General features: G+C 58.6%; 21 protein-coding genes, 2 pseudogenes and 2 riboswitches. Of the genes and pseudogenes, 13 read left to right on the top strand and 10 right to left on the bottom strand.

Going from position 1 to position 23,190, the window contains the following annotated elements; translation table 11 throughout:
* Positions 1 to 16 precede the first annotated feature (16 nt).
* A complete protein-coding gene (locus AC097W_RS13795; RefSeq protein ID WP_479603195.1) occupies positions 17 to 172 on the bottom strand; it encodes a DUF3096 domain-containing protein in 156 nt (51 codons plus the stop codon).
* Positions 173 to 295: 123 nt separating this feature from the next.
* A riboswitch (glycine riboswitch) is annotated at positions 296 to 399 on the top strand.
* A gap of 20 nt (positions 400 to 419) precedes the next feature.
* Positions 420 to 542, top strand: a riboswitch (glycine riboswitch).
* A 63-nt stretch (positions 543 to 605) separates the two neighbouring features.
* Here AC097W_RS13795 and gcvT point away from each other — a divergent pair.
* The 4 genes from gcvT (at position 606) to AC097W_RS13775 (ending at position 5,853) form a co-directional block, all read left to right on the top strand.
* Complete coding sequence (gene gcvT / locus AC097W_RS13790) at positions 606 to 1,787, top strand: glycine cleavage system aminomethyltransferase GcvT (protein ID WP_479603194.1); 1,182 nt, start codon at positions 606 to 608, stop codon at positions 1,785 to 1,787.
* 93 nt (positions 1,788 to 1,880) lie between these two features.
* Positions 1,881 to 2,246 (top strand): glycine cleavage system protein GcvH, encoded by a 366-nt coding sequence (gene gcvH / locus AC097W_RS13785; RefSeq protein WP_479603193.1) that lies wholly within the window; start codon positions 1,881 to 1,883, stop codon positions 2,244 to 2,246.
* 21 nt (positions 2,247 to 2,267) lie between these two features.
* Positions 2,268 to 5,150 carry an aminomethyl-transferring glycine dehydrogenase gene (gene gcvP, locus AC097W_RS13780; RefSeq protein ID WP_479603192.1) on the top strand — a complete coding sequence of 961 codons (2,883 nt, stop codon included), beginning with the start codon at positions 2,268 to 2,270 and terminating at the stop codon, positions 5,148 to 5,150.
* A 157-nt stretch (positions 5,151 to 5,307) separates the two neighbouring features.
* On the top strand, positions 5,308 to 5,853 hold the full coding sequence (locus AC097W_RS13775) for a c-type cytochrome (protein ID WP_479603191.1): 546 nt from the start codon (positions 5,308 to 5,310) through the stop codon (positions 5,851 to 5,853).
* Between the two features lie 137 nt (positions 5,854 to 5,990).
* On the opposite strand, the gene AC097W_RS13770 is transcribed toward AC097W_RS13775, so the two are convergent.
* The gene (locus tag AC097W_RS13770; protein WP_479603190.1) at positions 5,991 to 7,079 is read right to left on the bottom strand and encodes a patatin-like phospholipase family protein; all 1,089 of its coding nucleotides are present in this window, start codon (positions 7,077 to 7,079) and stop codon (positions 5,991 to 5,993) included.
* A gap of 106 nt (positions 7,080 to 7,185) precedes the next feature.
* A pseudogene (locus tag AC097W_RS13765) lies at positions 7,186 to 8,508 on the bottom strand (dicarboxylate/amino acid:cation symporter); the annotation flags it as partial.
* Between the two features lie 186 nt (positions 8,509 to 8,694).
* Between AC097W_RS13765 and AC097W_RS13760 the strand changes: the two are divergent.
* Positions 8,695 to 9,375, top strand: a pseudogene (locus AC097W_RS13760) (radical SAM family protein).
* Positions 9,347 to 9,760, top strand: a complete 414-nt coding sequence (locus AC097W_RS13755) for a 6-pyruvoyl trahydropterin synthase family protein (RefSeq protein ID WP_479603189.1) — start codon at positions 9,347 to 9,349, stop codon at positions 9,758 to 9,760. Before AC097W_RS13760 ends, AC097W_RS13755 begins: the two are co-directional and overlap by 29 nt.
* On the opposite strand, the gene AC097W_RS13750 is transcribed toward AC097W_RS13755, so the two are convergent.
* A complete protein-coding gene (locus AC097W_RS13750; RefSeq protein ID WP_479603188.1) occupies positions 9,747 to 10,541 on the bottom strand; it encodes a DODA-type extradiol aromatic ring-opening family dioxygenase in 795 nt (264 codons plus the stop codon). The genes AC097W_RS13755 and AC097W_RS13750 overlap by 14 nt on opposite strands.
* 122 nt (positions 10,542 to 10,663) lie before the next feature.
* On the opposite strand from AC097W_RS13750, the gene AC097W_RS13745 reads away from it, so the two are divergent.
* Complete coding sequence (locus AC097W_RS13745; protein ID WP_479603187.1) at positions 10,664 to 11,749, top strand: calcium:cation antiporter; 1,086 nt, start codon at positions 10,664 to 10,666, stop codon at positions 11,747 to 11,749.
* An 18-nt stretch (positions 11,750 to 11,767) separates the two neighbouring features.
* Positions 11,768 to 12,685 carry a LysR family transcriptional regulator gene (locus AC097W_RS13740; RefSeq protein WP_479603186.1) on the top strand — a complete coding sequence of 306 codons (918 nt, stop codon included), beginning with the start codon at positions 11,768 to 11,770 and terminating at the stop codon, positions 12,683 to 12,685.
* Here the strand turns inward: AC097W_RS13740 and AC097W_RS13735 are convergent.
* Positions 12,682 to 14,298 carry a methyl-accepting chemotaxis protein gene (locus AC097W_RS13735; protein ID WP_479603184.1) on the bottom strand — a complete coding sequence of 539 codons (1,617 nt, stop codon included), beginning with the start codon at positions 14,296 to 14,298 and terminating at the stop codon, positions 12,682 to 12,684. The two genes, AC097W_RS13740 and AC097W_RS13735, sit on opposite strands and share 4 nt — an antisense overlap.
* A 66-nt stretch (positions 14,299 to 14,364) precedes the next feature.
* The gene (locus AC097W_RS13730) at positions 14,365 to 14,835 is read right to left on the bottom strand and encodes a cache domain-containing protein (protein WP_479603180.1); all 471 of its coding nucleotides are present in this window, start codon (positions 14,833 to 14,835) and stop codon (positions 14,365 to 14,367) included.
* Positions 14,836 to 15,225: 390 nt separating this feature from the next.
* Here AC097W_RS13730 and ccoG point away from each other — a divergent pair, with 390 nt between their 5' ends.
* Positions 15,226 to 16,680 (top strand): cytochrome c oxidase accessory protein CcoG, encoded by a 1,455-nt coding sequence (gene ccoG, locus AC097W_RS13725; protein WP_479603176.1) that lies wholly within the window; start codon positions 15,226 to 15,228, stop codon positions 16,678 to 16,680.
* 27 nt (positions 16,681 to 16,707) lie between these two features.
* Here the strand turns inward: ccoG and ytfE are convergent, their stop codons facing one another.
* Complete coding sequence (ytfE, locus tag AC097W_RS13720) at positions 16,708 to 17,442, bottom strand: iron-sulfur cluster repair protein YtfE (protein ID WP_479603174.1); 735 nt, start codon at positions 17,440 to 17,442, stop codon at positions 16,708 to 16,710.
* A 94-nt stretch (positions 17,443 to 17,536) separates the two neighbouring features.
* Between ytfE and AC097W_RS13715 the strand changes: the two genes are divergently transcribed.
* Entirely contained in the window at positions 17,537 to 18,028 is a 492-nt protein-coding gene (locus tag AC097W_RS13715) for an RrF2 family transcriptional regulator (RefSeq protein WP_479603171.1), read from the top strand.
* Here AC097W_RS13715 and AC097W_RS13710 read toward each other — a convergent pair.
* On the bottom strand, positions 18,025 to 18,360 hold the full coding sequence (locus AC097W_RS13710) for a cupin domain-containing protein (RefSeq protein WP_479603167.1): 336 nt from the start codon (positions 18,358 to 18,360) through the stop codon (positions 18,025 to 18,027). The two genes, AC097W_RS13715 and AC097W_RS13710, sit on opposite strands and share 4 nt — an antisense overlap.
* A gap of 169 nt (positions 18,361 to 18,529) precedes the next feature.
* Here AC097W_RS13710 and AC097W_RS13705 point away from each other — a divergent pair, with 169 nt between their 5' ends.
* From AC097W_RS13705 to AC097W_RS13695, 3 genes are read left to right on the top strand one after another with little or no spacing between them, the layout of a single operon-like run.
* Positions 18,530 to 19,141 carry a GbsR/MarR family transcriptional regulator gene (locus AC097W_RS13705; protein WP_479603164.1) on the top strand — a complete coding sequence of 204 codons (612 nt, stop codon included), beginning with the start codon at positions 18,530 to 18,532 and terminating at the stop codon, positions 19,139 to 19,141.
* On the top strand, positions 19,128 to 20,498 hold the full coding sequence (locus AC097W_RS13700; RefSeq protein ID WP_479603161.1) for a cytochrome ubiquinol oxidase subunit I: 1,371 nt from the start codon (positions 19,128 to 19,130) through the stop codon (positions 20,496 to 20,498). Before AC097W_RS13705 ends, AC097W_RS13700 begins: the two co-directional genes overlap by 14 nt.
* Positions 20,491 to 21,525, top strand: coding sequence for a cytochrome d ubiquinol oxidase subunit II (locus AC097W_RS13695; protein WP_479603158.1), 1,035 nt, complete (start codon positions 20,491 to 20,493; stop codon positions 21,523 to 21,525). Before AC097W_RS13700 ends, AC097W_RS13695 begins: the two co-directional genes overlap by 8 nt.
* 43 nt (positions 21,526 to 21,568) lie before the next feature.
* On the opposite strand, the gene aroQ is transcribed toward AC097W_RS13695, so the two are convergent.
* Together aroQ and aroC are read right to left on the bottom strand one after the other, a co-directional pair.
* Complete coding sequence (gene aroQ, locus AC097W_RS13690; protein WP_479603156.1) at positions 21,569 to 22,015, bottom strand: type II 3-dehydroquinate dehydratase; 447 nt, start codon at positions 22,013 to 22,015, stop codon at positions 21,569 to 21,571.
* A 29-nt stretch (positions 22,016 to 22,044) separates the two neighbouring features.
* Entirely contained in the window at positions 22,045 to 23,139 is a 1,095-nt protein-coding gene (gene aroC / locus AC097W_RS13685; protein WP_479603153.1) for a chorismate synthase, read from the bottom strand.
* Positions 23,140 to 23,190: the final 51 nt, after the last annotated feature.

Genomic DNA, 23,190 nt, shown 5'->3' with positions numbered 1-23,190 from the left:
CCAACTGGCCTCGTTTTTAATTGAAATGCAGGTTTCCCGATCCAAAGAGTCCCAGCAATCCAATGACAATCAGATAGATTGCCACGATGTAATTGAGCATCCGCGGTACCGTCAAAATCAGGATCCCCGCGATCAACGCGATCAATGGACCGATCGATAAATTGATGTTCATTGTGTTTTCCTAAAGCGGTAGTGGTTTGACGGGGGACCAATGCAGACATTGCCATCTGGAACGCAGTATCGCCATCGTCGTGCGCCGTGTCTGTGCGGTAGCCCCCATAAGCCTAGTTTAGAATTCAACCCGTCAGGAGAGAGTTTCCCCGAGCGGAAACCGCCGAAGGCGCAGGATTGCTGATTGCAGCAGTCTGAACGCTCAGGCAAAAGGACTGACAAACGTGTTGTAGCAGTAATGCCGCAAGACGATCCCCACTGGAGAGAGGTTGCATACGATGCAGCCCACCGAAGGAGCAACCCGCAGTCTTGGCACCCATAAGTGTGCAGGCCCGGCGAATCTCTCAGGTAAAGCGGACAGCGGGGGCAGCCCATGGCGTGAGCGTTTGACGTTCAGGCCGTGGAACTTGACTTGCCCCCACCGGAGTTCGCCCTTGTCCGCATCCACCCCTAGCGCAGCAGCGCTTTTGTCCACACCTCTCAACGCCCTGCACATTGAACTCGGTGCCCGCATGGTGCCCTTTGCTGGCTATTCCATGCCCGTGCAGTACCCGAGTGGCCTGATGGCTGAGCACCACCACACCCGCACGGCAGCTGGCTTGTTTGATGTATCGCACATGGGCCAGTTGCGTCTGGTGGGGCCAGACGCTGCTGCTGCGTTTGAAACCCTGATTCCCGTTGACGTGATCGACCTGCCGGTGGGCAAGCAGCGCTACGGCCTGCTGCTCAACGACGAGGGCGGCATCATTGACGATTTGATGTTCTTCAACAAGGGCAACAACCAGCTTTTTGTGATTGTGAACGGCGCGTGCAAGGTGGGTGACATGGCCCACATCCAAGCCAAAATCGGGCAACGCTGCCAGGTGATCACGATGCCAGAAATGGCGTTGCTGGCATTGCAAGGCCCGCAGGCAGTTACCGCCCTGGCCCGCCTGGCGCCCGGCGTCGAAAAATTGGTGTTCATGACAGGTGGCACCTTCACCGTTCAAACTGGCACACAGGCGATTGAGGTGTTCCTGACCCGCAGCGGCTACACCGGCGAAGACGGTTTTGAGATCTCGGTCCACCAGACCCAAGCTGAAGCGCTCGCCCGCGCCCTGCTCGCCCAACCCGAAGTCAAACCCATTGGCCTGGGCGCACGCAACTCGCTGCGTCTGGAAGCCGGCCTGTGCCTGTACGACAACGACATCGACACCACCACCAACCCGGTAGAAGCCAACCTGCTGTGGGCCATGCAAAAGGTGCGCCGCGCTGGTGGTGCACGCGAAGGCGGCTTTCCAGGTGCTACAAAAATACTAGCAGCTCTTGCAGCATCCACGGGGGCTACAGCCGCAAATGGCACTCAAACTGGCACCCGCAAGCGCGTTGGCTTGATCGCTTTGGAGCGCATTCCTGTGCGTGACCACACGGTGCTGCAAGACGGCCATGGCAATGCGATTGGCGAAGTCACCAGCGGCCTGCTCGGCCCCACCATCGACAAGCCCGTAGCCATGGGCTATGTGGACGCCGCGTTCAGCGCCCTGGGCACCCGCATAGTGGCCATCGTGCGCGGCAAGCCCGTGCCGATGGAGGTGAGTGCCATGCCATTCGTGCCCACCCGCTATTTCCGCGGCTGATTGCCGGGGCCACGCTACCCGGTGACCGGCGCAGCTACAGTTGCGGCTGGCGGTTTCATCTCAAATTTTCAATTTTTATTTCAGGAGTTTTTCATGACGATTCAATACACACCCGACCACGAATGGCTCAACGTGGAAGGCGACATTGCCACCGTTGGCATCACCCACCACGCGCAAGACGCGCTGGGCGATGTGGTGTTTGTAGACCTGCCCGAAGTCGGCAAAACCTTCGCCGCCAAAGAGGTGGCTGGCGTGGTCGAGTCGGTCAAGGCTGCAGCCGATGTCTACATGCCGGTCACCGGCGAAATCACCGAAGTGAATGAAGCCCTGCGCGCCGACCCCGCACTGGCCAACAGCGACCCCATGGGCGCGGGCTGGTTCTTCAAGGTCAAGCTCTCCAACCCAGCCGAACTGGCCGCCTTGATGGACGAAACCAGCTACACCGCCTTCGCGGCCTGAACCCAGAAAGTTCCCACGCCCATGACCACCGCCAGCACCCTCGCCCAGCTCGAAAACCCCAGCGAGTTCATCGCCCGCCACATTGGCATCAGCGCAGCCGATGAAGCACGCATGCTCCAGACTATCGGCTCCAACTCCCGCGCCGAACTGATTGCAGGCATCGTGCCCCCGTCCATCGCCCGCAAAACGGCCATGGACATTCCGGCGGCGATTACCGAGGCGGCGGCGCTGGCAGAACTCAAGGCATTGGCGTCACAAAACCAGGTGCTCACCAGCTACATCGGCCAGGGCTATTACGGCACCCACACACCCGGTGTGATTCTGCGCAACATTCTGGAAAACCCCGCCTGGTACACCGCCTACACGCCCTACCAGGCCGAAATTTCTCAGGGCCGCATGGAGGCGCTGGTCAACTTCCAGACCATGGTCTGCGACCTGACCGGCATGCCCATGGCCAATGCGTCCATGCTGGACGAAGCCACTGCAGCGGCCGAGGCCATGACGCTGGCCAAGCGCATGGGCAAGTCCAAATCCAACGTGTTTTATGTGGACGAGGAAGTGCTGCCGCAAACGCTGGAAGTGATCCAGACCCGCGCCCGCCCACTCGGCATTGAAGTGCTGCCCTGCCACGGACCGCAAGCGCTGGAAAACGACAGCTTTGCCGTGCTGCTGCAATACCCCGGCACCAGCGGCGTGGTGCGTGACGACCGCGCCTGGATTGCGGCCTACAAAGCCCAAGGTGGCGTGGTCATCATGGCCGCCGACCTGCTGGCGCTGACCCTGCTGACGCCCCCGGGCGAGCTGGGTGCCGACATCACCGTGGGCACCACGCAGCGCTTTGGCATGCCCCTGTGCAACGGCGGCCCGCACGCCGCCTATATGGCTTGCCGCGATGAATTCAAACGCTCCATGCCCGGCCGCCTGGTGGGCGTGAGTGTGGACGTGCACGGCAACCCGGCCTACCGGTTGGCGCTGCAAACCCGCGAGCAACATATTCGCCGCGAAAAAGCCACGTCCAACATCTGCACCGCGCAGGTGTTGCCCGCCGTCATTGCCAGCATGTACGCCGTGTACCACGGCCCGGCTGGCCTCAAACGCATTGCCCAGCGCGTGGCCACGCTCACCGCCATTTTGGCGCGTGGTTTGCAGGCCATGGGCTATGCGCTGGTCAACGACAGCGCGTTTGACACGCTCACCGTGCAAACCGGCGACGCTACACATTTGATAGCTGCGCGCGCAGTGTCTGCGGGGGCTAACCTGCGATTTGTCTCTGAAGAATGTCTGGGCATCTCGCTGGACGAAACCACCACGCGCGCCGACGTAGAGGCGCTGTGGGGCTTTTTTGCCAACGCCACCCCAACCACGCGAGCCCTGCCAACCATTGCCGCGCTGGAAGGCGATGTGGCCCTGCTGATCCCCGCGGCCCTGCTGCGCACCAGCGCCTTTTTAACCCACCCGGTCTTCAACACCCACCACAGCGAGACCGGCATGCTGCGCTACATCCGCATGCTCTCGGACAAAGACCTCGCGCTGGACCGCAGCATGATCCCGCTGGGCAGTTGCACCATGAAGCTCAACGCCACCAGCGAGATGATTCCCATCACCTGGCCTGAGTTTGCCAACATCCACCCCTTCTGCCCCGCTGGCCAACGTGCGGGCTACGACCTGCTGGACGCGCAATTGCGCGCCTGGTTGTGCGCCGCCACGGGTTACGCGGGCATCAGCCTGCAGCCCAACGCCGGCAGCCAGGGCGAATACGCAGGGCTGCTGGTTATCAAGGCTTTCCATGAAAGCAAAGGCCAGGGCCACCGCAATATCTGCCTGATTCCCTCCAGCGCCCACGGCACCAACCCCGCCAGCGCGATGATGGTTGGCCTGACGGTGGTGGTCACCCAATGCGACTCCAACGGCAACGTCGACATGGCCGACCTGCAGGCCAAGTGCGAGCAGCACAGCGCCAATCTGGCCGCCGTAATGATTACTTACCCTAGCACGCACGGCGTGTTTGAAACGTCGGTGAAAGAACTGTGCGCCCTGGTGCACCAGCACGGCGGGCGCGTGTATGTGGACGGTGCCAATATGAACGCGCTGGTAGGCACAGCCGCCCCCGGTGAGTTTGGCGGGGACGTGAGCCACCTGAACCTGCACAAAACCTTTTGCATTCCCCACGGCGGTGGCGGACCTGGTGTGGGCCCGGTTTGCGTCGTAGCGGATTTGGTGCCCTTCCTGCCCGGCCATGCCACCGGCGGCATCGCCAGCCAAGGCGTGGGCGCTGTCAGCGCAGCACCTTTGGGCAACGCAGCCGTGCTGCCGATCAGCTGGATGTACTGCCGCATGATGGGCCCGGACGGCCTGCAGCACGCCACCGAGGCGGCCATTCTGGCGGCGAACTACATCAGCGCGCGCTTGGCTGACCACTACCCCACGCTGTACGCCAGCGCCAACGGCCACGTCGCCCATGAGTGCATTCTGGATCTGCGCGGCTTGAAGGAAACCAGCGGCGTCATGGCCGAAGACGTGGCCAAGCGCCTGATGGACTATGGCTTTCACGCGCCCACGCTGTCCTTCCCGGTGGTCAACACCCTGATGGTGGAACCCACCGAGAGTGAAACCCTGGGCGAGCTGGACCGCTTTATCCACGCCATGATCGCCATCCGCGCGGAAGTGGCCAAGGTAGAGAGTGGCGAGTGGCCGCAGGACAACAACCCCCTCAAGCACGCGCCGCACACCGCTGCCAGCCTGATGGGTGCGGATTGGGATCGCCCCTATTCGCGCGAAGTGGCCGCCTTCCCGGTGGCATCGCTGAAGGCCGTGAAGTACTGGCCCACCGTGGGCCGGGTCGACAATGTCTATGGCGACCGCAACCTGTTTTGCAGCTGCGTTCCCATCGCCGAATACGCGTAAGCACACGGAACGACGACTGCGACAAACATTGACCAATGACAAGGAACGAGGGATGACCAAGCGCCAGAATTGCCTCTAGTCCATACGACTGGGGCGGCGATGGACAACGGATTCATAGCGCCGCCTCATTGCTGCAATAAGCTGAAAGGCGATTGAAATGGCCAAGTTTTCGGTTCTGAATTGGGGCTGGCCTGTTGGTCGAATCGACGGGCTCAGTCGTAGCCTGTTGTGGGCTTGCGGGTTCGTGTCGATGCTAGTCTTGTCCGCTTGTACGACGGATGTGGCCGTTGAAGTGCAGAACCGGCAAGCCTCTCAGGAACTCGCGCGCCAATCCCAACCGCCCGGCTCGGTCTACACAGGCTGGCGAACCTTCCAGAACAAATGTGCGGCCTGCCATGGGCCGGCTGCGACCGGGGGGGCAGGCGGCCCCAATCTGCTGCCCAGAGTCAATGACATGGGGCCACGCCAGTTTGTGAGCCTTGTTCTGAAACGCTACGACTGGAACAATTCAATCGACAAGGCAAAGCGTGAAAGTGCCACGCGGGAAGCACTGATTGAAGATATTTTGCAGCGCAAGGAAGCCGCACTCGTCATGCCCGCATGGGAAGGGGAGCCGTCCGTCACGACCCACATCGCCGATCTCTATGCCTACCTCTCAGCACGCGCGCAAGGTACGCAGGGCCCCAATCGCCCGGAGCCCTGATGCCTTTGGGCGCGTAGCGATATAGCCCGGATAATTTGGTGGCCCGGCCTCGTGCTTCAAGGCCACTGATTCACCAAGCAAAGTGGCTGTGCTTTTTGTGATCTCGTCACAAGGCGGGTCAACCGCATTGCGTCAGTTCAAGTGAACAGCGCCTTCACGTCGATGGTTGAGTGCTTGCCTGCGCCCTGCCCATGGGTTACCAGCCATTGCGTGGCACGCTCGTGCCCCTGTGCGCGCAACAATTCCAGAAATGGTGCGTAGGCAATCAGCTTGGTTTCTGAACGCTGCAGGCTTTCAACCTGATCAGAGTCAATCATGTGAAAGCGCATGGCGCGCAGGCGCCGCTCCAGCCGCCCCCCGCGCAGAAATCCGGGGTGGGCAAAGTCAGTGGCTTGCGCAAACATGCGCATCTCACGCATGAAGTTGGCGCTGAATGACAACTCTCCGATCCGCGAGTCGATTTCATCCTTGCTCTGCGGGGTGCGTTCATGCCTGAGGGGATCCAGCAGCACCAGCAATATGTCGCGTGATGTGCAGTCATAAAACAGCGGAAACACGGCAGGATTGGCCGAGTAGCCACCGTCCCAGTAAGGCTCGCCATCAATTTCAACCGAGTGGTGAATTCTGGGAAGGCAGGCCGAGGCCAACAGTACGTCCACTGTCAGCTCGGATTCTCGAAATACCCGTAACTTGCCGGTGTTGGCCTGTGTGGTTCCAATGAACAACTTGAACGGGCTGCGCCGACGCAATCCCTCAAAATCAACCTGCCGGTCAAGCAGGTCCCTGAGCGGATTCAAACCCATCGGGTTCAGTTGCGATGGAGAGAAATAGCTGGCCCAATTGACGAGCAATTTGCTTGCGGAGGAAAGACTGATGGAGTGACCATCACCCTGGGTCATCAGGCCCCACGGCACTTGATTGGCTACTTCAGCCCAAAAGTGGGCCAAGGCCTGACGCGCACCTTCAGGTCCGCCCTTCATCCACCCGTCGGCCATGACCACCGCATTCATGGCCCCCGCACTGCTGCCGCTAACCCCCTCAAAGGCAAGACCAGGACTATCCAGCAGGGCATCGAGCACCCCCCAGGTGAACGCGCCATGGGCACCGCCGCCTTGCAGCGCCAGATTGAGACGAACCACGGAGGGACGCGTCCATCGCCTGAGCAAGCCCGAGACTGACGCTTTTAGGTGAGCTGAGTGTTCGGCTACTGTTGCACTGTCGGTCATCTGAACTCCTTTTGGGCGCCACAAGGCGCCATGCGGGTCCAGATAAGTATAGGGTTTACCCTAGAAAAATCGCTACCAGAGCTATTTCCATCAGCACAGGTACGGTCTACCGATTCACGTTGGCCATGTGGTCCACTTTCTTGTCCAGCAGGACCTCTGGGTCTTGCGCTTCATCCCAGGTTTCGTGATTCAAGCCGGCTTGCATGCGCTTGACGTCGAGGTCGCCCGTCCATTTGGCCACCACGAGTGTCGCCACGCCGTTGCCAACCAGATTGGTCAACGCACGGGCTTCGGACATGAAACGGTCGATGCCCAGGATCAGGGCCAGCCCCGCGACGGGCACGGTACCCACTGCCGACAGGGTTGCAGCCAGCACAATAAACCCGCTGCCAGTAATACCTGCAGCGCCTTTGGAGGTGAGCAACAGCACAGCCAGCAAGGTCACCTCCTGGGTCAGCGTCATCGGCGTGTTGGTTGCCTGGGCTATGAAGACTGCTGCCATCGTCAGGTAGATGGAGGTGCCGTCCAGGTTGAAGGAATAGCCGGTCGGAATGACCAAGCCCACCACCGATTTGCGCGCACCGAGGTTTTCCATCTTTTCCATCATCCGCGGCAACACGGACTCGGAAGACGACGTTCCCAAAACAATCAGCAGTTCTTCTTTGATGTACTTGATAAATTTCCAGATACTGAAGCCGTGCATCCGGGCAATTGTGCCCAGCACCCCAAAGATGAAGATCAGGCAAGTCAGATAAAACGTACCCATCAGCAAGCCCAGTGAAAGCAGTGAGCCAACACCATATTTGCCAATGGTGAAAGCCATCGCGCCAAAGGCACCGATGGGAGCCACCTTCATGATGATGCCTACGATGTCAAAGAGCACGTGGGACAACTTCTCTATCAAGTCAAACACCATCGTGCCGCGCCCGCCAAACTTGTGCAACACGAAGCCGAACAACACGGAGAACAACAGGACCTGAAGAATTTCACCTTTGGCAAAAGCATCGACGACTGAAGTCGGGATGATGGCAAGCAGGAACTCGGTCGTGCTTTGCATTTTCCCTGGGCCGGTATAGGCTGCGATGCCTTTGGTGTCGAGCGAGGCCGCGTCCACATTCATGCCCGCACCTGGCTGGACCAGGTTGACGATGATCAGGCCAACAATCAGCGCCAATGTGCTGACCACTTCAAAATAGAGCAATGCCAGCCCGCCGGTTTTGCCGACTTTTTTCATGTCTTCCATGCCAGCAATGCCAACGACCACGGAGCAGAAAATGATGGGTGCAATGATCATCTTGATCAGTTTGATAAAGCCATCCCCCAGTGGCTTCATGTCTGCGCCCGTCTGGGGATAAAAGTGCCCCAGGAGCACGCCGATCACGACGGCGAACAGCACTTGCAGATAGAGAGAGCGGTAGAAAGGACGTTTTTTGCAGACGCAGTCATAGGGGGTACTCTTTCGTTACTGCAGTGAGCAGTAGTCATTTTTTGAAGAGCACATTGTGCGCGGCGGCGAGTGCGGCGGAAATTGTGGATTCCCACATCGTCCAACCCTGGCAGGACAAGCGCGAGCAGCTATTAAAATAATAGCGCCAACCCCCATGAATCAGCACGTATGACCTACAGCGTCAAAGCGATCTTCTACACATTGCAAGGTGAAGGGGCCAATGCCGGCAGGCCAGCGGTGCTTTGCCGGTTTGCCGGCTGCATCCTGTGGAGCGGGCGCGCTGACAGACAGCATCGAGCGCCATTGGCCCAGTTCCGACCAGGCGCACCGTTTTGTGGTTATCACCAGCGGTGAGCCACTTTTGCAATTAAACGCCGAACTGATCCAGGCGCTCCACGCACGCGGCTTCAAAATTGCCGTGGAGACCAATGGCACCATCGCGCCACCCGAAGGCATTGACTGGTTGTGCGTCGGCCCCAAGCTGGGCTCCCAGCTGGTCGTGCATGCGGGGCAGGAGCTCAAACTGGTCTACCCGCAGCCGATGGCTACCCCCAGCAATTCGCTCACATGGCGTTTGAGAACTTCCATCTGCAACCCATGGACGGGCCACAGCAGGCCGCCAACACCCAGGCAGCCATTGCGTATCGTTGCTCTTCGAGGCAGCGCGCCAGATTGATGAAGCGCCCGCGCACCACCGATTGCGGCACCTGCACGGCCACAGTTTTTTGGCCACCGTGCGCTGCGCCCAACGCCGGACTTTGCGGGAAGCGCCCGTGCCTGGCGGCGCTACGCTTTTCAGTCAGCGCACCAGCTGCTCAACATGCCGGCGAGTTGCGTCGCCGTGTATGACGGCACGCACTACCAGATCTGGAAAGACGTGACCATGGACAGCGCGCTGCGCCTCAAAGCCGCGCCGGTGGGCAGCAAGCGCAGCAAGCTGAATGGCCACACCTACACCCTGCGCCTGCACCTGTCGGCACCGCTGGATCAGGTGATGGGCTGGACGGTCGATTTTGGTGATGTGAAAGAAATCTTCAACCCCGAGTTCAAAATGCTGGACCACAAGCCGCTGCAAGAAATCAGCGATCTGGACGACTGCGACGTCGCCACCATTGCGAGCTGGATTTTGAACAAGGCCCGCGCACAGCTGCCCCAGCTGTGCGGCGTTGAACTGTTTGAAACCCAAGGCTGCGGCGTCAGCGTCAGCGTCAGCGTCAGCGTCAGCGCAGCGTGAATGTATCCATGGCCAACATGCCGTACATTACCTCGCGGCTGAGGTAGGTGGGCCGTGCGGCTTCACCGGCCGCACCCAGCGCAAAGAACAGTGGCAGAAAGTGGTCTTCTGTTGGATGCGCACGGTGCGCATGGGGAGCCAGGCTGCGGTAGTCCAGTAACGCGGGAATGTCGCCCCGTACGATCGCGGCCTCAATCCAGCGACTGAACTCGGTCACGTAGGGCGATACCACTTGCCCGCCCCCAAAAAACTCGCCCAGGTTGTGCGTCATGGACCCGGAACCCATCACCAGCACGCCGCTCGCCCGCAGGCTTTGCAGTGCTGCACCCATCGCGTAGACCTCCTTGGGGCCCCAACCCATGGGCAAGGCCACCTGCACGATCGGCACATCCGCTTTGGGGAACATGTGCATCAGCGGCACCCAGGTGCCGTGGTCAAACGGGCGTTTGTCGTCCGGCTGCGCGGCGATGCCAGCAGCTTGCAGCAAACCTAAAACCTCGTGCGCCAAAGCTGGGCTGCCGGGCGCCGGATATTGCAATTCATACAGTGCAGCCGGAAAGCCGCCAAAGTCATGCCAGGTTTGGGGCTGGGCCGTTGTCATGACCGAGGGGGTGCGCGCCATCCAGTGCGGCGACATGATCACCACGCCACGCAGCGCCTCCTTGGGGAGCGTTTGCGCCCAAGCCAATAGCGCGGGCCCGGTTTCTCCGGCTTCCAGAGCGAACATCGGTGAGCCGTGGGAAACAAACATCGAAGGCAATACCGCGGTAACGTGAGACATGATGAACATCCTTTATGAATCAGGTTTTACTGTATCTGTCATCATCCCAAAGATAAACAGGCAACAGTTTGATTCAATGTCTCTAAAATATTGACAATAAACCGATCAATCGATACTTCACCATGAAACCCCCATCTGCCCTTCCCCTTTGGTCGTTTGCCGCACCTTTGATCGGGTGGCTGCTGCTGGTCGCGACCTTTCTAACCGGTCCCAGCAGCCTGCTGGTCGCCTTATTGATTGCGGCATTGATTGGCAGCGTACTGGCGGCAGTGCACCATGCCGAAGTGGTCGCCCACCGTGTGGGCGAGCCCTACGGAACCTTGGTGCTGGCGCTGGCCATCACAATCATTGAGGTTGCGTTGATCGTGTCCTTGATGCTGTCGGGCGGCCCCCAAAGCACCGCGCTGGCAAGGGACACCGTGTTCGCCGCAGTGATGCTCATCCTCAACGGCATTGTGGGTTTGTGTCTGCTGGTGGGTGGCAGTCGCTTCAAGGAGCAGTCCTTTGGTCTTTATGGAGTGAGCGCAACCCTGGCAACACTGGCGGCTATTGCCGTGCTGACGCTGGTGCTACCCAACTACACGACCAGCGTGGCCGGTCCGGTGTACAGCCCCAGCCAGCTGGGCTTTGTAGCCGTGGTGTCATTGGTGCTTTACGGAACTTTCGTGCTGATGCAAACCGTGCGACACCGAGACTATTTCTTACCCCCTGATGCCAATCACAACGAGGAAGCGCACGCCCTTCCCCCCAGCAACAAACTGGTGGCTGCGAGCGGCGGGTTGCTACTCATCAGCCTGGGCGCTGTGGTGCTATTGGCCAAAGCCCTGGCCCCAACCATCGAAGCAGCTGTAGCCAGCGCAGGGGCACCCAAAGCGGTGGTCGGAATCATCATTGCGGCGGTCGTGCTGTTGCCCGAAGGGCTGGCGGCTGTCCGTGCTGCACGTGCCAACCGGCTGCAGACCAGCCTGAACCTGGCGCTGGGTTCGGCCCTGGCGAGCATTGGTCTGACCATTCCTGCCGTAGCCATGGTCTCGCTGATCACTGGATGGACGCTGACACTGGGGCTGGACATCAAATCCACCGTCCTCTTGCTACTCTCCCTGTTTGTCACGACGCTGTCTCTCGGCACGGGACGCACTACCGTATTGCAGGGCGTCGTGCATCTGGTACTGCTGGCCACCTACCTGTTTACGACCATCGTGCCTTGATACAACAGGCCGCGCACCATGGATCAATTTCGTCAAATGCAGGCCTTCACAACCGTGGTGCAGGCCGGCAGTTTCGTCAAAGCGGCGCAGCGGCTGGACACGTCCAAAGCCGTAGTCTCGCGGCTGGTGCTGGAGCTGGAGGCGCTGCTGGGCACCCGGCTGCTCAACCGCACCACCCGGAGCCTATCGCTCACCGACGCAGGCTCTGACTATTTCGAGCGCAGCCGCCAGATCCTCGACGATCTGGCTGAGGCCAATGCGGCGGCCAGCCAGGGTGCGCTTCACACGGCGGGGCACCTGAAAATCAACGCCCCGCTGACCTTTGGCAACCTGCATCTGGCTCCATTGTGGGGAGAGTTCCTGAAGCTGCATCCGCAGGTCGAACTGGACATTACTTTAACGGACCGCGTGGTGGATCTGGTGGAGGAAGGCTTCGACATGGCGGTGCGTATCACGGCACAAGCCAGCTCCACCCTGGTGTCGCGCCAGCTTGCCAGCGACCGCGTGGTGATGTGTGCGTCGCCCGGCTACCTGCGCCAGGCGCCGCCCATACTGCAGCTAGCCGATATTGAAGACCACAGCGTGATGGCGTATTCATGGTGGTCCGGCGGAGATATGTGGGCCTTCGAAGCCGCCGATGGCAAACCCGCCAGCGTGACCACCCATCCGCGCCTGCGGGCCAATAGCGGCGACACTTGCCGAGCCGCAGCCTTGGCCGACCAGGGCCTGATTTACCAGCCTGCTTTTCTGGTGGGCGAAGACCTGCGCACAGGACGGCTGGTGCGAGTGCTACCTGCCTATCGGGGCCCCCGCATTGGCATTCACGCGGTATACCCCAGCCGACAGCACTTGCCTGGCAAAGTCAGGGCCATGGTGGACTTTTTGGCGGCTGCGTTTCAGACGCCTGCCTGGGGCCAGGCCGGGGATGCTTATTAGGCTGTCAGGCGAGGCACACTTTTGGCAGCAGGGCGGCGATTTGAAGTGTGTGCTGTGGCCGTGTTGCCCTCTTCCAGCTTGAAAATACTCACCACTTCCACCATGCGTCCGGCTTGCTGATTCAGGCTGTCAGCCGCCGCCGCGGCTTCTTCAACCAATGCCGCATTCTGCTGGGTCACGTTGTCCAGTTGAACAATGGCCTGGTTGATCTGCTCAATCCCGCTGGTTTGCTCCTGGGCCGAAGAACTGATATCGCCGATCAGGTCCGCAACCCGTTTGACCTGGCTGACAATGTCATTCATCGATTCGCCCGCAGCGCCTACCAAGCGACTTCCGGCTTCAATTTTTTCCACGCTGGCGCCAATCAAAGTCTTGATCTCCCGTGCCGCCTCGGCAGACCGGCCAGCCAAGCTACGCACCTCACTGGCAACGACCGCAAAACCACGACCCTGCTCGCCAGCGCGTGCGGCCTCAACCGCCGCGTTGAGCGCCAGAATATTGGTTTGAAATGCAATGCCATCAATCACGCCAATAATGTCCGCAATTTTCCGGGACGCAGCCGAAATGTCCTCCATGGTGGCAACCACCTGGCCCACGACCACACCACCATTCGAGGCTGCTGCGCTGGCGGACCCGGCCATCTGGTTCGCTTGGCGGGCAGTCTCCGCGTTACTCTTGACGGCCGCACTCAGTTGCTCCATAGACGCTGCCGTCTGCTGCAAGTTGCTAGCCTGGGTTTCTGTCCGCTGTGACAAGTCGGTGTTGCCCGCCGCAATTTCGTTGGCACCTGTCGAAATATTTTCGGCACCTGAACGAACCTGGCTCACCATGCTGGCAAGCCCATTTCGCATTTCCAGCAATCCGCCCAACAATTCTGCGGCCTCATCCCGACCACTCACTTCAATATTGCTGACAAGGTCGCCACCTGCCACTTTGGCGGTAGCCTGCATGGCGGTACTCAATGGCTTGGTAATACTGACCGTTAACCGCCACGCCACGAAGGCTGCCGCAACGAGAACGATGACACCTGCCACGCCAATCAATCCAATCGTAGAGCGATTAGATGCATTGGTCTGCTCTGTGACGTCCCGCGTGCGCTGCTTCTGCAACGCGATAAAAGACACTAATTCCGCAGAGGCTTTGGTAGACAGGGGATCGATTTTTTCAGTAATTACCGCACCGGCCTGCTCCGTGTTGAACTGTGCAGCCAGATCAACAGCCTCTTTGAAATAGGCGTCCACCTTGCCGTCGATCTCAGCAAGTCGGGCAAACAGTTCGCGCTCCTGCGGGTTCAAACCCAGCGCTTCGAGTTTTCCCTTGGCGGCCTGGTACGCCGCGCGATGGCGCTTCGCATCCGCCTCGTCTTTTTGCACGGCCTCAATTTTTGACTGCAATCCCATGTTGCGCACAGAAATTGCGCTGCTCAACATGGAATCGCGCATTTCTACTGCGAGGTCTTGCTGGGCACCGGCACGTTGCAGAGTTTCCAGTAGCGCTGCCCGGCTGGAGCTGACGCTGATCAATGCCCCGAGCAACATGCCAGCGGCCGCCAACAATATCACTCCAAAACCCAAACCCAGTCGGAGCCCGATTCTCAAATCACGTAAATTCATCACAACTCCAACACAGGTTTGGCAAACACGTCAACGAAAGCAACCCCGAAAGCGGGAAGCGGGTTGTTAATTCTTGTAAATTCCGCAACCAACCAAGGTGTCGCCCACGCGCTCAAGGTACATGGCTTTACCTTCGATTTTTTGCGAAACCGGATTCAGGAACTTGTAGCCCTCAACCCAGCCTTTGCCCTTGGTTTTTGCCAGATCAATGAACATCTGGATCAGTGGTTTGCCATCCGGATCCTTCAGACCAATCAGGTCTTTGCCGACCAGCTTGGGGTTCGCGCCTTGGGCGAGGTTTTTGCCATTCAAGTCATAAACAATGACGTACAGATCACGATCCTTGAAAGATTTTCCATTTGTGAATTCGTCATAAGCCTTCTCTGGGCCATTGGTTTTGATGTAGGCGACGGCCTTTTTCACCATAGCCTCAGCCTCAGCGGCCGAGCCCTGGTCTGCGGCGTGTACCGCACCAGACATCATCAGACTCAATAGGGATGTACCGAGCAACATTTTCAACAAAGCAAATATTTTCATGGGGGATATTTCCAACATTGGTTTCAGGAACTTTCAGCGTACATTGACTCGAGTCAAGAAGCCTCTTGGGTCAGTGCCGGATTAGTGTAGCGCAAGCGGGCGACCACACTAGTCGGAGCCGCGACAGGATTGTTTTCTCGCCACATGCATCGCAGTCTTCACTGCTTCTGGCTGGCAGGAGCATTGACCCTCCCCATGTCCTTCCCTTTTTTGAAGAGGGCCATTAAGTACCCGAAATCGGTCAGAAAATTAAGATTCACTTAAAATGAATCTTACTTACCAATTCACGCAAAAAGCCACGGTGATCACAGCCCACCGGCCACGCGAGCCCGGTGACATCGTCACCGACTTCAGCGTCGTCGCATCTACACAGAATGAAGCGATCAATCGATGCACAAACCGACGCCCACCAAAGTCATCCCCATTCACGTACAAGCAGAGCCGTCAGGCGGCGGAGACCTGTTTGCGGCCTACGAGAAACAGACCCGTATCTACCCGCGATCTGTCCGCGGCTGGTTCGCTAACTGGCGATGGTTGATGGTCTGGGTTACGCAGGTGGTGTTTTATGGCTTGCCCTGGCTGCAGTGGAACGACCGGCAAGCCATGCTGTTCGACATGTCCGAGCGGCGCTTCTTCGTCTTTGGACTGGTGCTGCACCCACAAGACTTCATCTACCTTGCGGCTCTGTTGGTTATTTCTGCCCTTGCGCTCTTTTTTGTCACGGCCATTGCGGGTCGAATCTGGTGTGGATACGCCTGCCCGCAAACCGTCTACACAGAGATTTTTCTCTGGGTCGAGCGCCATACCGAAGGTGACCGCATTGCCCGCATGCGACTGGACGCTGCGCGCTGGAATGCCGAGAAGTTCGCGCGCAAGGGGGCCAAGCAGGCGATTTGGCTCACCATCGGGCTGGTGACGGGGTTCACGTTCGTTGGCTATTTCACGCCAATTAGAACCCTCGCAGCAGAAGCCGCTGCGCTATCGTTTTCGCCCTGGGAGTGGTTCTGGGTTCTGTTCTATGGCTTTGCGACTTATGGCAACGCCGGCTACTTGCGGGAACAAGTGTGCAAATACATGTGTCCCTATGCCCGCTTCCAGAGTGCATTGATCGACATGGACTCCATGGTCATTGCCTATGACACAAGCCGTGGCGAAGCGCGCGGCTCCCGTCCCCGATCGGCCGACCCCAAGTCACTCGGCTTGGGCGACTGTATCGATTGCACTTTGTGTGTGCAGGTGTGCCCCACTGGCATCGATATCCGTGATGGTCTTCAAAACGAATGCATCGCCTGTGCGGCCTGCATTGACGTTTGTGACGATGTGATGGGGAAGATGGGGTATGAACCTGGGCTCATCCGGTACTCATCAGGCAACGGAATTGCCCAGTCCTTAAAGCCCAAGGAAATGGTTAACCGTGTCTGGCGCCCGCGGGTGGTCATTTACGGCATCCTGCTGCTGGTAATCGGCGGGATCTTTGTTACGAGCCTGTCGATGCGAAAAGGATTCGCGGTTGACGTCATCAAAGACCGTGGTGCGCTAGCCCGTGTGGTTGACAACGGGGAGATCGAGAACGTCTACCGCCTTCAGATCATGAACGGAACTGAGCAAACCCGGCAGTACAGCGTTCGTGTCTCAGGGCTGGAAGGGCTGCGTATCGTGACGCCGGCACAACTGAGTGTTGTGGCTACAGGCATCGGCTCCCTGCCCGTGCGACTGACCCTGTCACCTGAACTGGCAGAAGCCTACCGTGGCCGGGCAAACCCCATCGTTTTCGAGATTGAAACAACAGAATCAGGTGACACCCGGACTGCGAGTGAAAAATCGGTCTTCTTTGTGCCACCCTGATTGCATCAATTGCTGTCTGACAGGGAACTAACCACAGGCACAACCTGAGCTGCCGCCTTCTTGTACCTTCGTCAGCGTCTCGACTTGCGGAAACAGCACGTTGTTTTCCAGGTGAATGTGGTTGATCAGGTCGTCGTTGAACTGGGCAATGCCGGCATAGAGCGCGCGCCATGTGTTGCAGGCTCCTTGTGGCGGCGTAGCGTCCTGGGTTAAGGCCAGCACTTTGGCAAGCAAGGCACCATGCTCGGTATGCTCAACACGCAACACGTTGATCGGACCAGTAACCACAACATAATTACCCGCTTTCAGAGCGGGAAACAAAATGGTTTCTTCTTTTTCCATGTGTGACAAAAGTTCCTGCTCCATACCTTCCAGCAGTTCAGCCAAGCCAGTCGGCACCATCGGAGCATCCCGGTGTACCGCTTCAACCCGGCGCGCCATCCGGATCAATTCAGGCAGTTGCGCACGGTGAACTTCATGGTAGCGAGTGAGGATGTGGTCGATTAAAGCTGCGGGCTCGGTCAGGCCCGGCAAAGCGTCTGTTCGCTGCAGGGCAGCCAACTCGGCCAGCACCGCTTGCGCATCCAGACCCTTGTCTGCTGCGGCCTGCTTCAAACTGATTTGTCCACCACAACAAAAATCGAGTTTAAGACGCCTGAAAACGGCAGTTGCCCCTGGCAATTGAACCGCGATCTGGCCTATTGCCTGATCCACACTCAAGGCTGAGGCGGCAGGTTGGGTGATTTCAAGACGTGCATTCATGGTCAAGCTCCTTAAAGGTTCATACAAAATGAATGTTATTTTAACCAATAAAATACATGTCTAATGAATCTTTTATGCACACCGGAAAAATCCTATGCGACTGACCCAATGGACTGACTACACACTGCGGGTGCTCATGTACTGCGCAGCCAGTCAAGCTCGAGAACAGCCGGTGACCATCACCGAAATCGCAGAGAGCTACGATATCTCGCGCAGCCACCTGACCAAAATTGTTCAGGAGCTTTCAGCCGGTGGGTGGCTTGAGACCACACGGGGCCGCGGTGGTGGTATGCGGCTGATAAAGCCTGCAAAAGACATCAACTTGGGCGCTGTCGTTCGTGCGACCGAGACCGATTTCACCATGGTGGAATGTTTTGACCCGGCGCTAAACCAGTGCCGTCTGAGCCAGCACTGCGGCCTGAAAGGTGTTCTGCACCAAGCCATGCAAAGCTATTTTTCTGTACTTGACCGTGTGACCCTGTCTGATCTGGTAGCCCCCCGGACGGAGGCGGCCGCCCTGCCCAAATCACTTCGGGCGCAACTCGTACCAGGCCTTCCGCAGAAGCGGCCCCTGAAAATCCGCTAGACAGGGCTTTTGATCACCATCGTCACAAGTGCAGAGGTGTCTGAAAGCGCCAGGAGTGAATGCGGCACTTCCGCCAGCAGATGAATCAGATCGCCAGGCCCCAGCACATGCCGCAGATCAGGGCTGCGGAGTTCCAATCGACCCTCGATACATAGAACGGTAACCTCCCCGGGCGCCTTGTGCTCTCGCATAGCCTTTCCGGAGAGCAGCACGAGGCGAATGACTTCCAGTTGGCCCGCCTTGAGGACTGCCGTGGTCCTGGCGTCGCTCAACTGACCATTCAGAGGCCGTACGTTCACAATTTGACCGGATTGCGCGTGTTGCAGAGCCATTTTGGCACCTCCATCGCGAGTGTTCATTCGCTCGCCCATACTGCCACCAATGGCGGGACGCGTCCAGTGCTCATTGGGGAATACCCTCCCCCGTCGCATAGTCTTCTCAACAGGCACGAACTGAAGTTTCTGAATTTTCGGAAAATACTGAAAATTCAGAAATTACCAGATGAACCTACCTCCTCTGACCCAGCGCTTTGTTCTTCACTTTGGCGAAATGGGGAGCCGCTGGGGCATCAACCGCACGGTCGGGCAGATCTACGCTTTGCTTTACGTGTCTGCCAAGCCGCTCAATGCGGACGAAGTGGGAGAGGCATTGGCCTTTTCGCGCTCGAACGTGAGCATGGGCCTCAAGGAACTGCAATCCTGGAGCTTGGTACGCCTGATTCACCAGCCCAACGACAGGCGCGAATACTTCCAGGCCCCGGAAGATGTCTGGGTAATTTTTCGAACGCTGGCAAAGGAACGACGCAAGCGAGAGATCGACCCGACGCTGTCGATGCTACGTGATGCGCTGATGGAGCAACCGAGTGCGCCAGAAGACTTCCATGCACAAGAGCGCATGCGTCAGATGCACGCGTTCATCGAGCTGATGACCGACTGGCTTGATGACGTGGAAAAAATGGACTCTGCCACGCTGGCAAGTCTCATGAAGATGGGCTCCACCGTGCAAAAGCTCATCCAGGCAAAAGACCGCGTGAAGCAGGCTTTCAGCCTGTCACCCCATGCGGAACCTGCACAAGTAAGTCACATTGAGGCAAATCAAGATGGAAACGTTTGACCCTGTCGTACTGGCCCGCATGCAGTTTGCGGCCAACATGACCTTTCACATTCTGTTCCCCACCATCAGTATTTCGATGGGATGGGCGCTGCTGTTCTTCAAGTCCCGTTTTGTCGCGACGGGGCAACGCCACTGGATGGATGCTTACCAATTCTGGGTCAAGATCTTCGCCCTGACTTTCGCCTTGGGTGTGGTGAGTGGTATCACCATGAGCTTTCAGTTTGGAACCAATTGGCCAGGTTTCATGAACACCGTGGGAAATGTGGCCGGACCGCTACTGGCCTACGAAGTTCTTACGGCCTTTTTTCTGGAAGCCACGATGCTGGGCATCATGCTTTTTGGTCGCGGACGCGTGAGCGAAAGGGTGCACACCGGAGCTACGTTTCTGGTAGCAGCGGGAACTACCCTGTCAGCGTTCTGGATTCTGGCGCTGAACTCCTGGATGCACACACCAGCAGGCTTTGAAATGATCAACGGTCAGGCCCACGTGACAAGCTGGATGGAGGTTATTTTCAATCCCTCGTTCCCCTACCGCCTGGCCCACATGCTGATCGCATCAGGACTCACCGTGGGTTTCTTGCTGGCAGGAGTCAGCGCTTATCGGTGGCTCAAAAACGACCGTGGCCCAGATGTGCTGGCAACCCTGCGAACCGGAATTTTTGCCGCTGCGTTTTTGATCCCTATACAGATCGTAGTGGGCGATATGCATGGCGTGAATACATTACAGCACCAACCCGCCAAGATTGCGGCGATGGAAGGCATCTGGAAGACCGAAAAAGGCGCCGCTGCGGTGCTGTTCGCCCTACCGGATGCCGCCACACAGACTAACAAGTTCGAGATTGCGATACCCAAGCTCGCGTCGCTCTACCTCACACACGACTGGAACGGCGAGGTCAAAGGCATAGACGCGTTCGGAGACAAACACCCGCCCGTGGCACCCGTGTTTTTTGCTTTTCGGGTTATGGTGGGCATGGGCATGTTGATGCTGGCTGTGAGCTGGCTCGGTGCGTGGCAATTAAGCCGGCGCAAGACCATTCAACCCTGGCTGGCGCGCGTGCTGGTGGCGATGACCTTTGCAGGCTGGATCGCACTGTTGGCGGGCTGGTATGTCACCGAGATTGGTCGACAGCCCTGGCTGGTGCAAGGGGTGTTGACTGCGGCGCAGGCCGCCTCAACCGTGCCGGCTGCCAACATTGCATTTACGCTGGTGACGTACCTCACGCTTTATATTGCGCTCTTGGCGGCCTACGTGTCCGTCGTGTTTCACCTGGCCAAGAAAGCGACCGCCCATGAGACCTCACGGTCGGTGATCGACAACTCTGCGCAGCCCGGCGCGATGCGAGTACAACATGTTTGATTCGATGCCCGACCTGAGCCAGCCTGCTGGCTGGCTGCCACTGGTGTTTGCACTGGTCATGGCCTTGGCCATGCTGGCCTACGTGATCCTGGATGGTTACGACTTGGGCGTTGGCATACTGCTTCGCAGAGCTGACAACGAGACCCAGAAAGACAACATGATTGCCAGCATTGGCCCATTTTGGGACGCCAATGAGACCTGGCTGGTGCTTGGCGTGGGCGTATTGCTGGTCGCCTTTCCGATGGCGCATGGTGTCATTTTGGGCGCACTGTACCTGCCAGTGGCATTGATGCTGGTGTCACTCACACTGCGCGGAGTGGCGTTTGATTTTCGGGTCAAGGCCCGCGCCGAGCACAAGCCGCTCTGGGACCGTGCGTTTTATACAGGCTCACTCTTGGCCGGCTGGTCCCAGGGTTTCATGCTCGGCAGCCTGATCACCGGCTTCAAGGGCAACTTATGGAGCACCATCTTCAGCAGCCTGATCGGCCTGTGCCTGGTGGCTGCTTATTGTCTGCTGGGCGCCGGCTGGCTCATCATGAAATCCGAAGGCACACTGCAACTCAAAGCCGTTGCCTGGGCACGGGGCAGTCTGTGGTTTACCGCGGCGGGCGTACTGGCAATCTCGCTGGCAACGCCGCTGGTGAGTACGCGTATTTTTGAGAAATGGTTCAGCTTCCCCAACGTCATACTGCTGTTGCCGATACCGGCTGTCACGTTGACGCTTTTCATCGTGATCGCCCGCAGCTTGAAGCGGCTGCCCACCCGCTTGGCACAAAGCAACCAATACGGCGCAGCGGTTCCCTTCGCCAGCACGGTTGGCATATTCTTGCTGGCGTTTTATGGACTCGCTTACAGCCTGTTCCCGTGGCTTGTAGTCGACCGGGTCACTATCTGGCAGGCGGCCAGTTCGACTGAGGCACTGCGAGTTATCTTTTACGGCGTGGTTGTCGTATTGCCAATGATCATTGGCTACACGGTTTTTGCCTACCGGATTTTTTGGGGCAAATCGACTGCTCTGCAATATTGAGGTCAGTGCGAAGCCTAAAGTGCTTGGATTGTGCGCCGCGGCTCTATTGCATGCCAGCCAAACCGGCAATTGCCAGCGCATACCCATTGACCCCGAACCCTGCCATCACCGCCTTGGCGGCCGGTGAAATATAGGAGTGGTGTCGGAACGCCTCGCGGGCGTGCACATTGCTGATATGCAGTTCAATCAGCGTGATGCCAGTGCCCTTGATGGCATCGTGCAGAGCGACACTGGTATGGGTGTAGGCACCCGCATTCAAGATCACGCCGGCCAGCGTGCCGGCCGCCTGCAAGCGCCCTGCTTCGTGCAGCCAGTCCACCAGCATGCCTTCGTGATTGGTCTGGCGAAAATCCAGCGCGAAGCCGTTGGCAGCGCAGGCGCGCTCGCACAGCGATTCGACATCGGCCAGTGTTTGCGACCCATAGACCTGCGGCTCACGGGTGCCGAGCAGATTGAGGTTGGGACCGTTGAGAATGAGCGCTGTTTTCATGGACTCTCCGAAGGGTGGATAAGCTTGGTTTACGCCTGGCCTGCGATGGGGGGCAAGGTGGTGTGCACGTCCGCGCACTGGGCGCGGTAGCGCAAGGCGTGCTCCATCACCACCAGCGCCAGCATGGCTTCAGCGATGGGTGTCGCACGGATGCCGACGCAGGGGTCGTGGCGACCCTTGGTAATCACTTGTGTGGGGTTGCCCGCCACGTCAATCGAATCGCGCGGCGTGATGATGGAACTGGTGGGCTTTATGGCAATGCTCACTTCCAGGTCCTGGCCGGTAGAAATGCCGCCCAGAACACCACCGGCGTTGTTGCCCATGAAGCCTTGCGGCGACAGTGAGTCACCATGCGTAGTGCCGCGCTGTGCGACGCTGGCAAAGCCCGCGCCAATTTCCACACCCTTGACCGCATTGATGCCCATCATCGCGTAGGCAATATCGGCATCCATCTTGTCAAACAGGGGCTCACCCAACCCCACCGGTACGCGCGATGCGCTCACGCGGATGCGCGCGCCGCACGAGTCCCCTGCCTTACGCAGGGCGTCCATATAGTCCTCCAGCGCCTGCACATCGGCCACTGGCGCGAAGAACGGGTTGTTAGGCACATGGTCCCAGGATTCGAATGGAATCACGGTATCGCCGATCTGTGTCATGCAGCCACGGAACTCGGTGCCGTATTTTTCTTTGAGCCACTTCTTGGCTACCGCACCGGCGGCCACCATCGGCGCGGTCAGACGGGCGCTGGAGCGACCACCGCCCCGCGGATCGCGAATGCCGTACTTTTGAAAATAAGTGTAGTCGGCATGACCGGGCCGAAACGATTCAAGGATATTGCCGTAGTCCTTGCTGCGCTGATCGGTGTTCTGAATGAGCAGCGCGATGGGTGTGCCAGTGGTCTTGCCTTGGTAGACGCCGCTCAATATTTGCACCGCATCGGGTTCATTGCGCTGAGTGACGTGGCGACTGGTGCCTGGGCGGCGACGGTCCAGGTCAGCCTGGATGTCGGCCTCGCACAGGTCCATTCCGGGAGGACAGCCGTCAATCACGCAGCCAATGGCTGGGCCGTGGGATTCACCAAAATTGGTGACTGCGAAGAGATTTCCAAAAGTATTGCCGCTCATAGTTGCAGATTATCCCCGACGGCTCTGCCAAAACACGGGATTTTCGCTATA

The organism is Rhodoferax sp. GT1R46 (genome assembly GCF_056521285.1).
This window is presented reverse-complemented; position numbering and strand designations above follow the sequence as displayed.